The sequence below is a fragment of the Streptomyces viridochromogenes genome (assembly GCF_001270495.1).
GTDB classification, from domain to species: Bacteria; Actinomycetota; Actinomycetes; order Streptomycetales; family Streptomycetaceae; genus Streptomyces; species Streptomyces viridochromogenes_A.
Genome location: NZ_LGUR01000194.1, coordinates 47,269 through 63,801, shown reverse-complemented (window position 1 = coordinate 63,801; position 16,533 = coordinate 47,269). Strand labels below are relative to the sequence as shown.

Below are 16,533 nucleotides of genomic sequence, written 5' to 3'. Positions count from 1 at the left end.
GTTCAGCCGTCACCCCGTCGTCCGCCCACCCCACAACGGTCCGAACCGTGCCCACTCGTAGCCCCACTGGTCGACGCGCCGGCTCTCCAGACGGCTGCGGAGGGCGCGGCCGGCGACGAAGGGGACGCACGCCGCGCTGACGCCCGCGAGCGCGCCGACCAGGGTGGCCCGGGTGCGGGCCTCGGAGGGGGTGGCGGGCCGGGTCACCAGGCGGCCCTGCGGGTCGGTCCAGACGGTGACCGGCATGCCGACGCCGCTGCCGGGCCGGACGCGGGCCTGGCCGGTGTGCGGGGAACCGTCCCGCGCGCTCCAGCGGACCTTCGCCCACACCTGCTCGCTGCTCGGCGTGCCGACGCGGGAGTCGGGCGTGCCCGGCGCCTGCTCGGTGAGGAGGGCCACCACGGGCCGCCACTCGACGCGCTCACGGGCCATGCCCTGCTCCACCGTGCCGGCCGTCGCCAGGCCGGCGAGTACTCCGGCGAGGGCGGTGACCGCCCAGGCGGCGAGCAGTACCCAGCCCTCCACCGCGTCGGCCCGGCGCCTGAGCGGATTGCGCCGCCACCGCCACAGCCAGACCTTCGGACCACGGAACGCCATCGAAGGCTTCCTCCTCATGAGCGCACGAACAAGCCGGACCCACCGCCCTCCCATACGGGAGACGGCAGGCGGATGCTCACGGCACCTGCCGGGATCGACCGTGGCACGGGTCACGCGACGCCCGCGGGTGTCTCGCGAAAGCGCCCCGCAATCCGCGGCGGCGAGCTATCCTCGCCGCCCTGACCTGCGACGCAAGCCGTTCCAGAGGTGACTGTCAGTGCCGAGGTGCAGACTGGCCGGTACCTGAGACAAAGACGTCGCGGAGGTGACCGGCATGACCGAGGTACTGCTCGCCGTGGGAACCCGCAAGGGCCTGTTCATCGGGCGGAGGCGAGGTGACACCTGGGAGTTCGACGAGAGCCCGTACTTCAACGCCCAGGCCGTGTACTCGGTCGCCATCGACACCCGGGGCGAGCGTCCGCGCCTGCTGGCCGGCGGCGACAGCGCGCACTGGGGTCCCTCCGTGTTCCACTCCGACGACCTGGGCCACACCTGGACCGAACCGGCCCGGCCGGCCGTCAGGTTCCCGAAGGACACGGGCGCTTCCCTGGAGCGGGTGTGGCAGCTGCACCCGGCGGCCGCGGAGCCGGACGTGGTGTACGCGGGCACGGAACCGGCCGCGCTGTACCGCTCCGAGGACCGCGGCGAGACCTTCGACCTCGTCCGCCCGCTGTGGGAGCACCCGACCAGGTCGAAGTGGGTGCCGGGCGGCGGCGGTGAGGGGCTGCACACCGTGATCACCGACAAGCGCGACCCGCAGGCCGTGACGGTCGCCGTGTCGACCGCCGGCGTGTTCAGGACGGCCGACGGCGGTGCGAGCTGGGCGCCGTCCAACTCCGGCGTCTCCGCGGTGTTCCTGCCGGATCCGAACCCGGAGTTCGGCCAGTGCGTGCACAAGATCGCGCAGGACGCGACGACCGCGGACCGCCTCTATCTCCAGAACCACTGGGGCGTGTACCGCAGCGACGACGCGGGCGCGCACTGGACGGACATCGGCGAGGGCCTGCCGTCCACCTTCGGCTTCGCGGCCGCGGCGCATCCCCACCGAGCCGAGACGGCCTACGTGTTCCCGATCAACGCCGACTCGGACCGCGTCCCGGCCGACCACCGCTGTCGCGTCTTCCGTACGGCGGACGCGGGCAAGAGCTGGGAGCCCCTGTCCGCGGGGCTGCCCCAGGAGGACCACTACGGCACGGTGCTGCGCGACGCGATGTGCACCGACGACGCGGACCCGGCGGGCGTGTACTTCGGCAACCGCAACGGCGAGGTGTTCGCGTCGGCCGACGACGGCGACAGCTGGCGGCAACTGGCATCGCATCTGCCGGACGTGCTCTGCGTCAGGGCCGCGGTGGTCGGTTGAGCCGTCGCGGCTCACGGGCCGGCCTCGGCGACCGGTTGATCGCCGCTGCCCCCACGGCAGAACCGACTCCGGTCGCCGGGCCGCCAGCCGGGCCGGCGCACCCTGCCCTACGGCAGTCGCCACTCCACCGGCTGTCCGCCCTGCCGGATCAGCAGGTCGTTGGCCCGGCTGAAGGGACGCGAGCCGAAGAAGCCCCGGTCGGCGGACATCGGTGACGGGTGCGCGGACTCGATCGCCGGAAGATCCCCCAGCAACGGCCGCAGATTTCGCGCGTCACGACCCCACAGGATCGACACGAGCGGCTTGCCGCGCGCGGCCAGCGCCCGGATGGCCTGCTCCGTGACCTCCTCCCACCCCTGGCCCCGGTGCGCGGCGGGCTTGCGCGGGGCCGTCGTCAGGGCCCTGTTGAGCAGCAGCACACCCTGCTGCGTCCACGGCGTCAGATCGCCGTTCGACGGCCTGGGCAGCCCGAGGTCGGAGTGCATCTCCCGGAAGATGTTCTCCAGACTGCCCGGCAGCGAACGCACCTCGGGCGAGACCGCGAAACTCAGCCCGATCGCCATCCCCGGCGTGGGGTAGGGGTCCTGACCCACGATCAGGACACGGACGTCGTCGAAGGGCTGCTGGAAGGCCCGCAGGACGTTCGCCCCGGACGGAAGATAGGTACGGCCCGCCGCGATCTCGGCCCGGAGGAAGTCCCCCATGGCGGCGATGCGTTCGGCCACGGGCTCCAGAGCTTTCGCCCAGCCGGCTTCAACAAGTTCATGCAAGGGTCGTGGTGCCACGGCGCGTCACTCTACTGGCACCCACAGAGGCCCCGCATATACACGGAAGCCTCCCCCCGCGGGCGGCCCCTCAGGCGCTACCCTTCCTCCTCATCGAGATCTTTGTCGTCGAGATCTTCGGCGTCGATTCTTCGAACCCGTCGAGCCGGTCCCGCAGCCGGTCACCGGGAAGGAGGGGAGCTTGTTCCGTCCAGCGGTCGAGCCACTCCGCCATGGTCATCAGCGTCGCCATGGCCGTCGTCCTCGTTCCGTCCTTCGCTCCCCCGTCGGACCGGGTGGGCAGCCGGTGGACCGGCGACTGCCGTGACCGGCGGCTCCGGGTTTCTCGCCGTCGACTCCGGCGGGTCCGGTATGCGGGTCGTCGTCGGAACCGTCGGCCGTGGTGGTCTGGCCCGGCGGGAGTCCCGTGAGCCCGTGCGAACCGGTGACCGGGGTATCGACCCCGATCATCTGATGGCGCAACTGGTGCCCATGGTGCGGGCGTCGGTGGCCGAGGCCGGTGTCACCGGGCTGGGCGCGGCCGCGGTCGGGGCGGCCGGGATGGCCAGCCTGGGGGACGCCCTGCGCGCCGAACTGCCGGGTGCGCTGGAGCGGGAGTTCGGCATCGAGCGCGTCGCACTCGCCGCCGATGCCGTCACCGCCTATGCCGGCGCCCTCGGGGCCCGGCCCGGTGCCGTGCTCGCCGCCGGTACAGGACTGATCGCGATCGGCACCGACCTGGCGCGCTGGACCCGCGCGGACGGCTGGGGGCATCTGCTCGGAGACTGTGGCAGCGGTGCCTGGATCGGGCGGGCCGGGCTGGAGGCGGCGTTGCGGGCGTACGACGGGCGGCCCGACGGGTCGGCCGGACTGCTGGCCGCCGCCGAGGAGCTGTTCGGCCCGATGCCGGGGCTGCCCGGGAAGCTCTATCCGCGCCCGGACCGTCCCGCCGTCCTCGCCTCCTTCGCTCCGCACGTGGGCGCCTGCGCGGACGGCGACCCGGTGGCCGCGGACATCCTGCTGGCCGCCGCACGGCACATGGCCGACTCCGCGGCCGCCGTCTGCCCCGCGACCGGGGAGCCCCAAGTCGCGCTCACCGGCGGCCTGTTCCAGATGGGCGCGCCTCTTCTCGAACCTCTGGAGGAGGAGTTGTCGAAGCGGCTGCCGCACGCACGGCATGTGCCTGCCGCCGGGGATCCGCTCCAGGGAGCGGTGCGCATCGCGACCGGTCTGGCGACGGGCGGGCTCACTCTGCCGAGTGATGATGTGATGCTCTGTGTGGTGAGCGGAAAGAGGGACTGATCCACCGACGCCACCCGGTTCCGGACCGTAGGTAACTCAATCAGACAAAAGCGGACGGATACCGCTCACCTGCACCCTCCCCGAACAGGGGAGCCCAAGAAGCCAGTAACATGCGTCGCCATGAGCTCCCCCACTGGGCCCGCGTCCGGCCTGCCAGTACGAATGCCGCGACCTCGTCAGCCCGGGCGGCACCGCCGACCCGAGCCCCTGGCGGCTCCCGAGGGCGCGCCCGCGCTCGTTCTCGCGGTGCCGGGCACTCCGAGCGCCGCCACCCGCGGCCTCGCCGAGGAGGTCGTGAGCATCGCCCGCTCCGAGCTCCCCGGCCTCGACGCCCGGATCGGGTACGTCGACGGTGATGACGTGGAGTTCCCCACCCTCCAGTCGGTGCTGGTGCACGCGGCCGAGGAGCGCGCCGCCCGCTATGAGCAGGCGATCGCCGCCGGTGTGGAGGCCAAGGAGCCGGAGGGCCCCGTCGCCGTCGTCGTGCCGCTGCTCGCCGGCCCGGACAACGCGCTGCTGCGCGTCATCCGCCAGGCCGTGATGGACAGCCGTGTCGCGGCCGATCTGACCGATGTGCTCGGCCCGCACCCGCTGCTCGCCGAGGCGCTGCACGTGCGCCTGTCGGAGGCCGGCCTGGCCCGCGCCGACCGCGCCCGGCTGTTCACCGTGGCCACGGCCGCGGACGGCATCATCCTCGCCTCTGTGGGCGGCGAGGAGGCCGTGCAGGCGGCCGGGATCACCGGCATGCTGCTCGCCGCGCGCCTGGCCGTGCCGGTGATGGCGGCGGCCCTGGACCAGGAGGGCTCGATCTCGGCCGTGGCCGACCAGCTGCGTTCCTCGGGCTCCCAGCAGCTGGCGCTGGCGCCGTATCTGATAGGGCCGGAGATCGACCCGAGCCTGGTCGCGGAGGCCGCTCAGGAGGCGGGCTGTTCCGCTGCCGAGGCGCTCGGCCCGTACCCGGCGATCGGCAAGCTCGCCCTGTCGAAGTACACGACGGCGCTGGGCATCGCCCCGCCGCAGCCGCAGGGCACGCCGGTCCGCTGACGCGCACCGCACAGCCGTAACGCCGAAGGGCCCCTCCTCAGCCGGGAGCGGGCCCTTCGGCGTGCGGTCAGGCCCCGCCGGCCTCCGGGCCGATGACCACGCAGGACGCCGCGGGCACCTCGATCGAGCCCTCGTAGCGCGGGAGTCCCGTGTCCGGGTCCACGGCGAACCAGGAGACGTCCCCGGAGCGCTCGTTCGCGACGTACAGGAAGCCGCCCGCCTCGGTGAGCGCGCGCGGCCAGTGTCCGGCGCAGGTGACCGTTCCGGTCAGCCGCAGTTCCTCGCCCTCGACGGCGAACGTCGACAGCACGTCCTCGCCGCGCGTCGCGGTCCACACGAAGCGGCCGTCGGGCGAGGCGACGATCCCCGAGGGATAGGCGTCGTCGGCCGGCGCACCCGCCAGTACGGGCACCTCCGCCAGCGGCTTCAGCGTGCCGTCGTCGGTGTCCCAGTGGCAGACGGTGACGGTGGGGGTGAGTTCGTTGACGACGTACGCGTAGGGGCGGTGCGGGTGGAAGGCCAGGTGGCGGGGTCCCGAGCCGGGCCGCAGGGCGATCTCCCGGTGGACGTCGAGGGTGCCGTCGGTCAGCGTGCACACCCGCAGCGAGTCGGTACCCAGGTCGACGCTGACCGCCCAGCGGCCGCTCGGGGCGGGCTGCACCTGGTGGGCGTGCGGGCCCTGCTGGCGTGGCGTGTGCGGGCCCGAGCCGGTGTGCTGGAGGACGGCGGACGGAGCGCCCGCGAGGCTGCCGTCGGGGCGGACGGGCACGGCGGTGACACTGCCGGAGCCGTAGTTGGCGGTCAGGACGTGCCCGGCGAAGAGGCTGAGGTGCGTGGGTCCGCCGGCGCCCACCGGTACCGGTGATCCGATGAGCTCCGGTTTGCCCCCGGTCACGCGGTACGCGGCCACCGCGCCCTCGGCCGTCTCACTGACCGCGTAGAGCGTGTCGCCGCCGGGCGACAGGGCCAGGTACGCGGGATCGGGCACGTCGCCCGTGCCTCCGAGGACGGTCAGCGCGCCGCTGTTCGCGGCCACGGACGCCGCCACGATCCCGGGTCCGCCGGCCGCCGTGAACGACCCGATGTAGGCCCGTGCCGCCCGCCTGCCACCGTCTGTCACCGCTGTCCCCTTTCGGTCGGGTGCCGTTCGGGGTGACGGTAGCAGCGGATCATGATCGGTCTAGACCAAGGGTGCCGAGTCGTCGGCGTGTGGGGTCGCGTGCCGCCCTCGCGCGGGCCGCCCTGACCTAGGGCCTGTATTGAGTTGCTCCGCGGCGTCGCGACGCCCGGCACGCACTCTCGCCGCACCGGCCAAATGCCCTAGTAGCTCCGCTACGAGGACATTCGTCCGGCACGCCGAGAGCACGCACCGAACGCCGCTCCTTCCTCCACGGAGCAACTCAATACAGGCCCTAGGGGTGACGTGCGCCGGCGGGACGCCGCTCCCCCGTCTCGCGGCTGCGACGGACGACGGGCGTGGCGCGCCGCCCGAGACCGGCGACACGATCCGCGAGGATCCGCCCCGGCCGCACGGCGGCGGCGCGACGGAGCGTGTACGGCGGCCAGTCGTGCCGCACGGGGAGTCGCGGGCCGTCCTTCAGCGTGGGCGGGGCCCTGGAGCCCGGCCGCCCGGACAGTACTGCCCCTGAGGGCCCGCCCGCGGGCCGCTCCCGCGCGGCTCGCGGGCGAGTGGGGCCGATGGAGGCGGAATTACCCGCCGGATGGCCTGATCCACCCTCCAGGTGGCCGACAAAAGCGACCGGACGGCCCGAGGGGCCGTTCCGACCGGCGGGGTCAGGCGCCGACGAGCGGCGACCCGGACGGTGCGCGCAGCGGCTGGGCGAGTTCTGCGAGAGCCCGCTCCAGGTCGTGCAGATGGGCCAGCGCGGGGTCGGACTCCGTCGGACGTACGGTGGGCGCGGTGACGTCCGCGCCACCGGTGAGCGCCTCGACCGCGGCCTCGACGCGCCAGCAGGCGGCGGCCAGGCGGGCGTCGTGCGAGGCCACCGGGTCGGCGGCGACGGCGACCAGGCCGCGGGTCTCGCGGGCGCAGTCGTCCAGCAGGGCCAGGACGTGGCGGGCGCGGCGCTTGCGGGCCGGCATCGGGTTCAGCGGGTGCACCAGCGGGGCGACCGCGAGCCGTACCCGGCCGAGCAGCTGTTCCAGTTCGGCCACCCGCGAGGCCGGGTCGGCGCTCTCGTCACCGGCGAGGCGTGCGGCGGCCTCGGCGGTGGCCGCGTGGACACAGCGCAGGGCCCGCTGGATCCAGGCGTCGGTGACGGCGTGGGTGGTGACGGGCAGCACGAACAGCACGGCCAGCACGGCGCCGAGCGCCCCGACGCCGGTCTCGGCGAGCCGCAGCGCCAGCAGGGCGGGATCGAGGACGCCCAGGAGGCCGTAGAGGAGCTCGGCGAGCACCGTGACGCAGAGCATCATCCAGGTGTAGGAGACGGCGGCCGTGTAGAAGACGCCGAAGACGCAGACGGCGAGGAGCGCGGCCGTGGGGACCGCCGCGCCGTGCAGCGGGACGGCGACGAGCAGGCCGAGGCCGATGCCGATCACCGTGCCGAGGACCCGGCGGAAGCCGCGGACCAGGGTCTCCCCGCGCGAGGTGGTGTTGACGAAGATCCACCAGGTGGCGCCGACGGCCCAGTACCAGCGCTGTCCGGACACCAGTTGGCCCACGACGAGGGCGAAGCCCGCGCCGGCGGTGGCCTGAATGGCCTGGCGCGTGGTCACGCGGGCCAGGCCGCTGCCGCCCGGCGGTGCGGGCACGGGCGCCGGGGGCAGGCGGCGTTCGTAGCACCACAGCCCGAAGCGCACCGCGGCCGCGGTGAGCAGGGACAGCAGTACGGCGGCGTAGAGCTCGGGCAGCTGCCCCGGGGTCGCCCGGAGGAACTGCGCCACGAAGAAGGTCATGAACGCGAACACACCGAGGCTGTGCCCGCGCGGCCCCCAGCGGCGGGCGTACACGCCGGCGCCGACGACGGCGAGGAAGGTGAGGTCGCGGGCGACCGGGTAGTCGTGCAGCTCGGCCGCCGCCGCGAGGACGGGGAGGCCGACGAGCGGCAGCAGCGCGGTGGTGACCATCTGCCCGCGGACGGTGGCGTCGGTGACGGTGAACAGGGCGAGCAGCGCGGCGAGCCCGCCGGTGACGGCACCGACGAGGGAGTGTCCGGCCAGTGCGCAGACCACGACCGCGAGCCCGATGCCGAGGACGGCCCGCACGGCGAAGCGCAACCGCGCCCGCCCCGGGTCCGACGCCGCGAACACCCTCTTCAGCACTGTTTCCGCCCCTCCGCACCGGCATGAAAAAGGCGCCGCGGGGTCCGCAGCGCCATCGACGGGTTCATTGCAGCATCAAGAGGCAACCTGGCTCAAGCGCCACCTAGAATGCTGAGCCGTTGGTATAGAAATGGCAGCCCCTTTACGTCCATCGGCGGGCCAACGGACCATGACGGACGAGGGGTGAGGGAAGGTGGACGCCATGGCCGTGGACGAGCTCGACACCCGCATCCTGCGGCTGCTGCTGGAGCAGCCCCGTACCAGCGTGCGCGAGTACGCCCGCATCCTCGGCGTGGCGCGCGGCACGTTGCAGGCCCGGCTGGACCGGCTGGAGCGGGACGGCGTGATCACCGGCACGGGGCCGATGCTGTCACCCGCCGCCCTCGGCCACCCGGTGCTGGCGTTCGTGCACATCGAGGTCACCCAGGGGCATCTGGACGACGTGGGCGACGAGCTCGCCGCCGTACCGGAGATCGTCGAGGCCTTCTCGATCACGGGCGGCGGGGACCTGCTGACCCGGGTGGTGGCACGCGACAACGCCCACCTGGAGGACGTGATCCAGAAGCTGATCAGCCTGCCCGGCGTGGTCCGTACCCGCACCGAGGTGGCCCTGCGTGAGCGCGTGCCGCACCGACTACTGCCGCTCGTGGAGTCGATCGGGCGGGCTGCGGCCCCGAAATGACCTTTGACATGCTGAGGTCATGAGCGGCCTCAGGAACACTTCGGTCATCTTCGATCTCGACGGAACACTCGTGGACAGCGAGCCCACCTACTACGAGGCCGGGCGTCACCTCCTGGCCGAGCACGGGGTTCCCGACTTCACCTGGTCCGACCACGAGCGCTACGTCGGCATCAGCACACTGGAGACGGTCACGCTCTGGAAGCGGGAGTACGGCCTTCGGCCCTCCGTCGAGGAGTTGCTCGCCGCCAAGAACCGCCGCTATCTGGACCTCGCCCGCACCGCCACGCGCGCGTACCCCGAGATGCGCGGATTCGTGGAGCTGCTGGCAGCCGAGGGCGTTCCGATGGCCGTGGCGTCGGGGTCGTCGCTGGAGGCCATCACGGAGATCCTGGCCGGCACGGGCCTGGACGCCCATCTGCGCACGGTCGTCTCGGCCGACGAGGTCGAGCGCGGCAAGCCCGCCCCCGACGTCTTCCTGGAGGCGGCCCGCCGACTGGGCGTCGCACCCGGCGACTGCGTGGTCATGGAGGACGCGGCCCCCGGCGCCGCCGCGGCGCACGCGGCCGGCATGCGCTGCATAGCGATCCCGTACGTGGCCGCACAGGCCGATGCCCCGGAGTTCGCGACGGCCGGGCTGCTGCTGCGAGGCGGCCAGGGAGAGTTCTCGGCCCGCGCGGCCTACGACTGGCTGTGCCGGACGAGTTAGCCCCTGATCCGTCGACGGGCCGAACGGCCGGAGCCCTCACCGGAATCGGCCTGAACTTAAACCCTCCAGACCCGTTGACCCCTGCCCGCCCCCTCCCTATCGTCTGGTCGACTGTCCGTACGTCGTTCGCTATACCGAACATGCGACCCCCCACGTGGAGGCACCCATGGCACCGCCCCTCTCCAGACGATCCCTCCTCCAGGCCGCCGCCCTCGCCGCGGCGGCCCCCGCGATCAGCTACACGGCAACCGGCCGGGCCTCGGCCGCCGTCCAGGAGGCGCAGGCCGTGACCGCCACCCCCGCCCGCTGGACCGTCCAGCCCTTCGCCCTCGACGACGTGGCCCTCAGGCCCGGGCTCTTCGCCGACAAGCGGCAGTTGATGCTCGACCACGCCCGCGGCTACGACGTCAACCGGCTGCTGCAGGTCTTCCGCGCCAACGCCGGGCTCTCCACCGGCGGTGCGGTCGCGCCCGGCGGCTGGGAGGGCCTGGACGGTGAGGCGAACGGCAATCTGCGCGGACACTACACCGGGCACTTCCTGACCATGCTGTCGCAGGCGTACGCCGGCACGGGCGAGCAGGTGTTCATCGACAGGATCCGCACCATGGTCGGGGCGCTGACCGAGGTGCGCGCCGCCCTGCGCAAGGATCCCGCCGTACTGAGCGTGAGCGGGAAGTTCGGTACCGCAGCCGAGAACGTCCGCGGGTCCTACCAGTACGTCGACCTCCCCGCCGCCGTCCTCGGCGGCGCCTCCGCGATCACCCTGTCCGCCTGGGTGAAGCCCACCCACGACGCCAACTGGACGCGGGTCTTCGACTTCGGGAACAACAACACCCGGTACATGTATCTGGCCGCCCGCAACGCCGCCGGCGTGCCGCGCTTCGCCCTCACGACCAACGGGCCGGGCGGCGAGCAGGGCATCGACGGCACCGCCGCGCTGCCGCTGAACCAGTGGAGCCACCTCGCGGTCACGATCGCGGGCGGCACCGGCACGCTGTACGTCAACGGCACCGCCGTGGCCCGCAACACGGCGATGACCCTCACCCCGGCCGCCCTCGGCACTCTCACCAACAACTGGCTCGGCCGTTCCAACTTCGCCACCGACCCCGTCTTCGCGGGCGCCTACGACGAGTTCAACGTCTGGTCGCGCGCCCTGACCGCGGCCGAGATCACGGACCTGCAGAGCCGCCGGGCCGCCGACGCCCCGGCCGGCCGCGGCAACCTGGCGTCGTACGCCTTCGACGAGACCTCCGGCGGCACCTTCGCGGACGCCTCCGGCCGTGGCCTCACCGCGACCCTGCGCCGGACCTGGGGCGGGCCCAGTCACCCCGGGTTCCTGGCGGCGTACCCGGAGACGCAGTTCATCGACCTGGAGTCGAGGACCGCCAGCGACTACACGAAGGTCTGGGCGCCGTACTACACCGCGCACAAGATCCTCAGGGGTGTGCTGGACGCCTACCTCACCACGGAGGACGCGCGGGCCCTCGACCTCGCGTCCGGCATGTGCGACTGGATGTACGCGCGGCTGTCCAAACTGCCCGAGGCCACCTTGCAGCGGATGTGGGGGCTGTTCTCCAGCGGCGAGTTCGGCGGCATCGTCGAGGCGATCTGCGATCTGCACGCGATCACCGGCAAGGCCGAACACCTCGCGCTGGCCAAGCTGTTCGACCTGGACCGGCTCATCGACAACTCCGCCGCGAACACCGACATCCTCGACGGGCTGCACGCCAACCAGCACATACCGATCTTCACCGGGTACCTACGGCTGTACGACGCGACCGGCGAGGCCCGCTACCTGGACGCCGCCCGGAACTTCTGGGGCATGGTCGTGCCGCACCGCATGTACGGCATCGGCGGCACCAGCACCGCCGAGTTCTGGAAGGCGCGGGACGCGATCGCGGGAACGATCAGCGACACCACCGCCGAGACGTGCTGTGCGTACAACATGCTGAAGCTGAGCCGGACGCTGTTCTTCCACGAGCAGCAGCCGAAGTACATGGACTACTACGAGCGGGCCCTCTACAACCAGGTCCTCGGCTCCAAGCAGGACAAGGCGGACGCCGAGAAGCCCCTGGTCACGTACTTCATCGGGCTGACGCCGGGCCATGTGCGCGACTACACGCCCAAGCAGGGCACCACCTGCTGCGAGGGCACCGGCATGGAGAGCGCCACCAAGTACCAGGACTCGGTGTACTTCAAGGCCGCCGACGGCAGCGCGCTGTACGTCAACCTGTACAGCCCCTCCCGACTGACCTGGGCCGAAAAGGGCGTGACGGTCACTCAGACGACCGCCTTCCCCCGGGAGCAGGGCACCACCCTCACCATCGGCGGGGGCAGCGCCGCCTTCGCCCTGCGGCTGCGGGTGCCGTCGTGGGCGACCGCCGGGTTCCGGGTGACGGTCAACGGCAGTGCGGTGAGCGGGACTCCGACGCCGGGAAGCTACTTCACCGTGTCGCGGACATGGCGGAGTGGGGACACCGTGCGCATCTCCATGCCCTTCCGGCTGCGCGTGGAGAAGGCGATCGACGACCCGTCGCTGCAGACCCTGTTCTACGGCCCGGTCAATCTCGTCAGCCGCAACGCCGCCACGAGCCACCTTCAGCTGGGCCTGTACCGCAACGCCGGCCTCTCCGGCGACCTGCTGCCCTCGCTCGCCCCGGTGAGCGGCAAGCCGCTGCACTACACCCTCGCGGGCACGGAGTTCGCCCCCTTCTTCGAGGGCACCGAGGACCCGACCCACGCCTACTTCCGTCGCTCCGAACCCCGGGTGGTCTTCGGCAACTCCGACTCCGGCGTCGCCAACCCCGCGAAGTCCGACGGCACCACTCTGCTGGACGAGATCTGGGCCGGGGCTCCGTTCGGCAACAAGGGCGCGCTGGTCACGCGCGTGCGGTCCACCGTGAACGCGTGGGTCACCGCGGGTCGGCTGAGCCAGGCCGCCGGGCAGACGGTGGTGCGTACGGCGGAGCAGGCGACGTACGCCCCCTGAACCGCCGTGCCCCGCCGCCCGCTAGGACCGGCGGCGGGGCTTGCCTCGCCGGGCGCCCTTGGCACCCTTGGCGCCCTTGGCCCCGCCTGAGCCCCCGGAGCCCCCGGAGCCCCCACGGTGACTCCGGCCGGTTCCGGGCTGCTTCCCCGAGCCGCGGCCGCCGTCGGGGTGCTTGCGCCTGGGCTGCTCCTTGGCGGCCGGGGCCTGGGACGTCGTACGACCCCGGGTGCTGTTGAGCGTGCGGCCGCGGACGACGCCGATGAGGTCCTCGACCAGGTCGGTGGTCGCCTCCTCCGGCCAGGACAGCGCGACACTCGACTGGGGGGCGTCCACGAGTGGCCGGTAGGTGAGGTCCTTGCGGTGGTGGAGACGGGCCAGCGACTGGGGTACGACGAGCAGGCCGACGTTCGCCGCGACGAGCTCGACGGCGTCCGCGGTGGTGGCGGGGCGCTCGAAGGCGGGCTGCCCCGGCGGCCGCTCCCAGTCGAGGACGTCGTCGAGGGGGTGGAAGACGACCTCGTCGGCCAGGTCCTCGGTGGTCACCTCGTCGACCGCCGCGATGACGTGGTCCTTGGGGACCACGACGACCGTGGCCTCGGTGTAGAGGGGGATCGCGCTGAGGACCGTACGGTCGACGGGCAGCCGTACGAAACCGGCGTCCGCGTCACCGTCACGGAGCGCGCCCGGCGCCTCGGCGGCGGTCACCGGGTGGAGGGTGAGGGGGACGTCCGGGAAGCGCTCGTTCCAGATCCGCACCCACTTCGAGGGGGTCACTCCCGGGACGTACGCGAGCCTGAACGAGGGGGGGACTTCCGAGCCTGTCACCTGGCCAGGTTACCGGCCGTGGTCAGCGGCGGTTCACCCAGTCGATACCCTTGAGACCATGACGTCGCACCAAAGCACCCAGACCATGAAGCCCGCGACCGCGGCGAAGAAGCTGGGTGTGTACCTCGAAGCCACCCCCGCCGAGTTCCGGGAGGGCGTGGTCACGCGCGCGGAGCTGAACGCGCTCCAGGCCGACCCGCCGCAGTGGCTGCGCGACCTGCGACGCGACGGCCCGCACCCCCGTCCCGTCGTCGCGCAGAAGCTGGGGGTCTCCATCGCCGGGCTGGCCCGCGGCGGTGTCGCGGAGGCCCTCACCACCGAGCAGATCGAGGCGCTGAAGCAGGAGCAGCCCGAGTGGCTGCAGAAGGAGCGCGCGACCCAGGCCGAGGTCCGCAAGGAGGCGGCCCGCCTCAGGCAGCGGGACGCGGAGCGCACGGCAGAGGGCTCCTGACCTGACCGTCGCCGCGCGCGTCCGGCCCGCCTGCCGCCGACCGGCTCGGTCGGCGGGGGGCCACTCAAGCGGCAGCCGTCAGCTGTCGTAGTCGACCGTCACCGTCTCCGAGACGGGGTACGACTGGCAGGTCAGCACGTAACCCGCGGCCACTTCGGCCGGTTCCAGGGCGAAGTTGCGGCGCATGTCCGCCTTGCCGTCGGTGACCAGGGCACGGCAGGTGCCGCAGACACCGCCCTTGCAGGCGAACGGCAGGTCGGGGCGGGTCCGTTGGGCGCCGTCGAGGAGGGTTCGTTCGCGCGGCAGGGCCGCGGTGGTGGAACGGCCGTCGAGGGTGACGGTGACCTGGCTGACGGGTCCGCGCGGGCCTGCTTCCTCGTGGTGCACCTCCCGGACGGGCTCGTCGTCGGCGAAGAACAGCTCCTGGTGGACCCGCTCCGCGGGGACCCCGAGCCCCTCCAGTACCCGCTGTGCGTCCCGGACCATGCCGTGCGGGCCGCACAGCCACCAGTGGTCGGCGGTCGTCACGTCGACCAGCGCGTCGACGAGCGTCGCGAGCCGGTCGGCGTCGATACGGCCGGAGAGCACCTCGGCCTCGCGGGGCTCGCGGGAGAGCACGTGGGCGAGCTGGAACCGGGTCGGGTAGAGGTCCTTCAGGTCCGCGAGCTCGTCGGCGAACATCACGGTGCCGGTACGGCGGTTGCCGTAGAAGAGGGTGACCGTCGAGCGGGAGTCGGCGGCCAGGACGGACTCGGCGATGGACATCATCGGCGTGATGCCGGAACCGGCCGCGATCAGTACGTGATGGCCGGGCGTGGTGAGGTCGGGCGTGAAGGCGCCGGTGGGGGCCATCACCTCGACGGTGTCGCCGGGGTGGACGTCGTTGACGAGCCACGAGGAGAACAGGCCGCCGGGCACGACCCGGACACCGATCCGCGGGCTCGACCCGACCGGCGAACAGATCGAGTACGAGCGCCGCTCGTCCCGCCCGTCGATCTCGCGCCGCAAGGTCAGCGACTGTCCGGGCTCGAAGGCGAACTCCTCGGCCAGCTCCTCCGGGATGTCGAAGCCGACGGCGACCGCGTCCGCGCACAGGGGCGTCACGGCGGCGACGCGCAGGGGGTGGAAGGCCGGACGGCGGCGGGTGCGCGGGCGTACCGCCGCAGCCGTCTGTGCTTCCTTCAGGCCTTCCATTCAGATCTCCTTGACGTACTCGAACGGCTCGCGGCAGGCGCGGCAGCGCCACAGGGCCTTGCAGGACGTGGCGGCGAAGCGGGAGGTCTCCTCGGTGTTCGCCGAGCCGCAGCGCGGACAGGTCACCGCGTGCCGGGTGGGGGACAGGACGAGCCTGACGGGGCCGCCGTGCGGTGCGGGGCCGGGCGGGGCGATGCCGTGCTCGGTGAGCTTGCGGCGGCCGGCCGGGGTGATCCAGTCGCTGGTCCACGGCGGGTCGAGGACCGTACGGATCTCCACGCGCGCGTACCCGGCCGCACGCAGCCGCGCCGCCACGTCCGCGCGCATCTCCGCCATCGCCGGGCAGCCGGAGTAGGTCGGGGTCAGGCTCGCGACCACCGTGCCGTCCTCGGTCAGCTCGACGTCGCGCAGCACGCCCAGGTCGGCCAGGGTGAGCATGGGCAGCTCGGGGTCCGGCACCTGTTCGGCGACGTGCCGGGCGCGCCGTGCGGCGGGCAGCGTGGTCACCATGTCGCCTCCGGGTGGGCCCGGGCCACGCCCTGCAACTCGGCCAGCAGCGGGGCGAGATGCTCGGTGTGCTGGCCGTCGCGGCCGGATCCGGGCAGCGGGCGGTACACCGGCATGGGCAGTCCGGCCGCCTGGGTGACCTGGCGCAGGACGGCGACGACCTCGTCGCGTACGTCGTACGCCGTGAACAACTCCCCCAGGTAGGGGGCCACTTGTTCCAGGGCCTTGCGGGTCCGGCGGTGCGACTCCTCCGTGCCGTCGCCCAGGCGCACCGTCCACTCCGCCGCGTACTGCCGGTGGTAGGCCAGCTCCTTGACGCCCTTCGTGGCGATCGCCGCCAGCACGGGGTCCGGGTGGGACGCCAGCCGCTCGAAGTGGGCGAGGCGCCAGCTGGAGAGCAGCAGGAGCCGCACGATGGAGAACGCGAAGTCGCCGTTGGGTGCTTCGGCCAGGCGTACGTTGCGGAAGTCGGCGGCGTCGCGGAAGTAGGCGTAGGCGTCCTCGTCGCGTCCGGTGCCGTCGGCCTGGCCGGCGCGGGAGTAGAGCAGGCGGGCCTGGCCGAGGAGATCGAGGCCGATGTTGGCCAGCGCGACCTCCTCCTCCAGCTCGGGAGCCCGGGTGATCCACTCGGCGAGACGCTGGGCCGAGACCAGGGCGTCGTCGGCCAACGCGACGCAGAGGGCGGCGAGTTCACCGGCGTCGATGCCCTGGGGCACCGTGGTGTCCACGCCGTGCAGGGGGTCCTCGAAGCCGGTGCCGTAGGCCCAGCGGGCGTCGTCCTCGTGTCCCTCGGCGAGGGTCAGATAGACGTGGTCGTCACTCATGCC

16 protein-coding genes are annotated in these 16,533 nt (G+C 72.8%); 7 read left to right on the top strand and 9 right to left on the bottom strand.

Annotation, left to right across the window (positions count from 1 at the left end; translation table 11 throughout):
• Positions 1 to 9: 9 nt before the first annotated feature.
• Positions 10 to 597 carry an Rv1733c family protein gene (locus tag ADK36_RS19280; protein WP_048580791.1) on the bottom strand — a complete coding sequence of 196 codons (588 nt, stop codon included), beginning with the start codon at positions 595 to 597 and terminating at the stop codon, positions 10 to 12.
• Positions 598 to 871: 274 nt separating this feature from the next.
• Here ADK36_RS19280 and ADK36_RS19275 point away from each other — a divergent pair, with 274 nt between their 5' ends.
• Entirely contained in the window at positions 872 to 1,957 is a 1,086-nt protein-coding gene (locus tag ADK36_RS19275) for a WD40/YVTN/BNR-like repeat-containing protein (protein WP_053198408.1), read from the top strand.
• A gap of 107 nt (positions 1,958 to 2,064) precedes the next feature.
• Here the strand turns inward: ADK36_RS19275 and ADK36_RS19270 are convergent, their stop codons facing one another.
• Together ADK36_RS19270 and ADK36_RS48900 are read right to left on the bottom strand one after the other, a co-directional pair.
• Entirely contained in the window at positions 2,065 to 2,742 is a 678-nt protein-coding gene (locus tag ADK36_RS19270) for a uracil-DNA glycosylase (protein WP_048580789.1), read from the bottom strand.
• Positions 2,743 to 2,812: 70 nt separating this feature from the next.
• A complete protein-coding gene (locus ADK36_RS48900) occupies positions 2,813 to 2,974 on the bottom strand; it encodes a hypothetical protein (protein ID WP_159029129.1) in 162 nt (53 codons plus the stop codon).
• Positions 2,975 to 3,045: 71 nt separating this feature from the next.
• On the opposite strand from ADK36_RS48900, the gene ADK36_RS19265 reads away from it, so the two are divergent.
• A complete protein-coding gene (locus ADK36_RS19265) occupies positions 3,046 to 4,023 on the top strand; it encodes an N-acetylglucosamine kinase (protein WP_048580788.1) in 978 nt (325 codons plus the stop codon).
• Positions 4,024 to 4,143: 120 nt separating this feature from the next.
• Positions 4,144 to 5,067 (top strand): sirohydrochlorin chelatase, encoded by a 924-nt coding sequence (locus ADK36_RS19260; protein ID WP_107083661.1) that lies wholly within the window; start codon positions 4,144 to 4,146, stop codon positions 5,065 to 5,067.
• Positions 5,068 to 5,134: 67 nt separating this feature from the next.
• Here the strand turns inward: ADK36_RS19260 and ADK36_RS19255 are convergent, their stop codons facing one another.
• Positions 5,135 to 6,187, bottom strand: a complete 1,053-nt coding sequence (locus ADK36_RS19255) for a lactonase family protein (protein ID WP_053198406.1) — start codon at positions 6,185 to 6,187, stop codon at positions 5,135 to 5,137.
• A 674-nt stretch (positions 6,188 to 6,861) separates the two neighbouring features.
• The gene (locus tag ADK36_RS19250; RefSeq protein ID WP_053198404.1) at positions 6,862 to 8,352 is read right to left on the bottom strand and encodes an FUSC family protein; all 1,491 of its coding nucleotides are present in this window, start codon (positions 8,350 to 8,352) and stop codon (positions 6,862 to 6,864) included.
• A gap of 202 nt (positions 8,353 to 8,554) precedes the next feature.
• Between ADK36_RS19250 and ADK36_RS19245 the strand changes: the two genes are divergently transcribed.
• From ADK36_RS19245 to ADK36_RS19235, 3 genes are all read left to right on the top strand, one after another.
• The gene (locus ADK36_RS19245; RefSeq protein WP_048580784.1) at positions 8,555 to 9,034 is read left to right on the top strand and encodes an Lrp/AsnC family transcriptional regulator; all 480 of its coding nucleotides are present in this window, start codon (positions 8,555 to 8,557) and stop codon (positions 9,032 to 9,034) included.
• Between the two features lie 19 nt (positions 9,035 to 9,053).
• Positions 9,054 to 9,740 carry an HAD family hydrolase gene (locus ADK36_RS19240; protein WP_053198400.1) on the top strand — a complete coding sequence of 229 codons (687 nt, stop codon included), beginning with the start codon at positions 9,054 to 9,056 and terminating at the stop codon, positions 9,738 to 9,740.
• A gap of 166 nt (positions 9,741 to 9,906) precedes the next feature.
• Complete coding sequence (locus ADK36_RS19235; protein ID WP_053198397.1) at positions 9,907 to 12,729, top strand: beta-L-arabinofuranosidase domain-containing protein; 2,823 nt, start codon at positions 9,907 to 9,909, stop codon at positions 12,727 to 12,729.
• Between the two features lie 21 nt (positions 12,730 to 12,750).
• On the opposite strand, the gene ADK36_RS19230 is transcribed toward ADK36_RS19235, so the two are convergent.
• Positions 12,751 to 13,554 (bottom strand): LysR family substrate-binding domain-containing protein, encoded by an 804-nt coding sequence (locus ADK36_RS19230; protein WP_053198395.1) that lies wholly within the window; start codon positions 13,552 to 13,554, stop codon positions 12,751 to 12,753.
• 58 nt (positions 13,555 to 13,612) lie between these two features.
• Between ADK36_RS19230 and ADK36_RS19225 the strand changes: the two genes are divergently transcribed.
• A complete protein-coding gene (locus tag ADK36_RS19225) occupies positions 13,613 to 14,005 on the top strand; it encodes a DUF5997 family protein (RefSeq protein WP_048580781.1) in 393 nt (130 codons plus the stop codon).
• Between the two features lie 78 nt (positions 14,006 to 14,083).
• On the opposite strand, the gene paaE is transcribed toward ADK36_RS19225, so the two are convergent.
• The 3 genes from paaE to paaC are packed head-to-tail and all read right to left on the bottom strand — an operon-like array spanning position 14,084 to position 16,530.
• Entirely contained in the window at positions 14,084 to 15,199 is a 1,116-nt protein-coding gene (paaE, locus tag ADK36_RS19220; protein ID WP_048580780.1) for a 1,2-phenylacetyl-CoA epoxidase subunit PaaE, read from the bottom strand.
• On the bottom strand, positions 15,200 to 15,709 hold the full coding sequence (gene paaD / locus ADK36_RS19215) for a 1,2-phenylacetyl-CoA epoxidase subunit PaaD (protein WP_048580779.1): 510 nt from the start codon (positions 15,707 to 15,709) through the stop codon (positions 15,200 to 15,202).
• Positions 15,703 to 16,530, bottom strand: a complete 828-nt coding sequence (gene paaC / locus ADK36_RS19210) for a 1,2-phenylacetyl-CoA epoxidase subunit PaaC (protein ID WP_048580778.1) — start codon at positions 16,528 to 16,530, stop codon at positions 15,703 to 15,705. Before paaC ends, paaD begins: the two co-directional genes overlap by 7 nt.
• Positions 16,531 to 16,533: the final 3 nt, after the last annotated feature.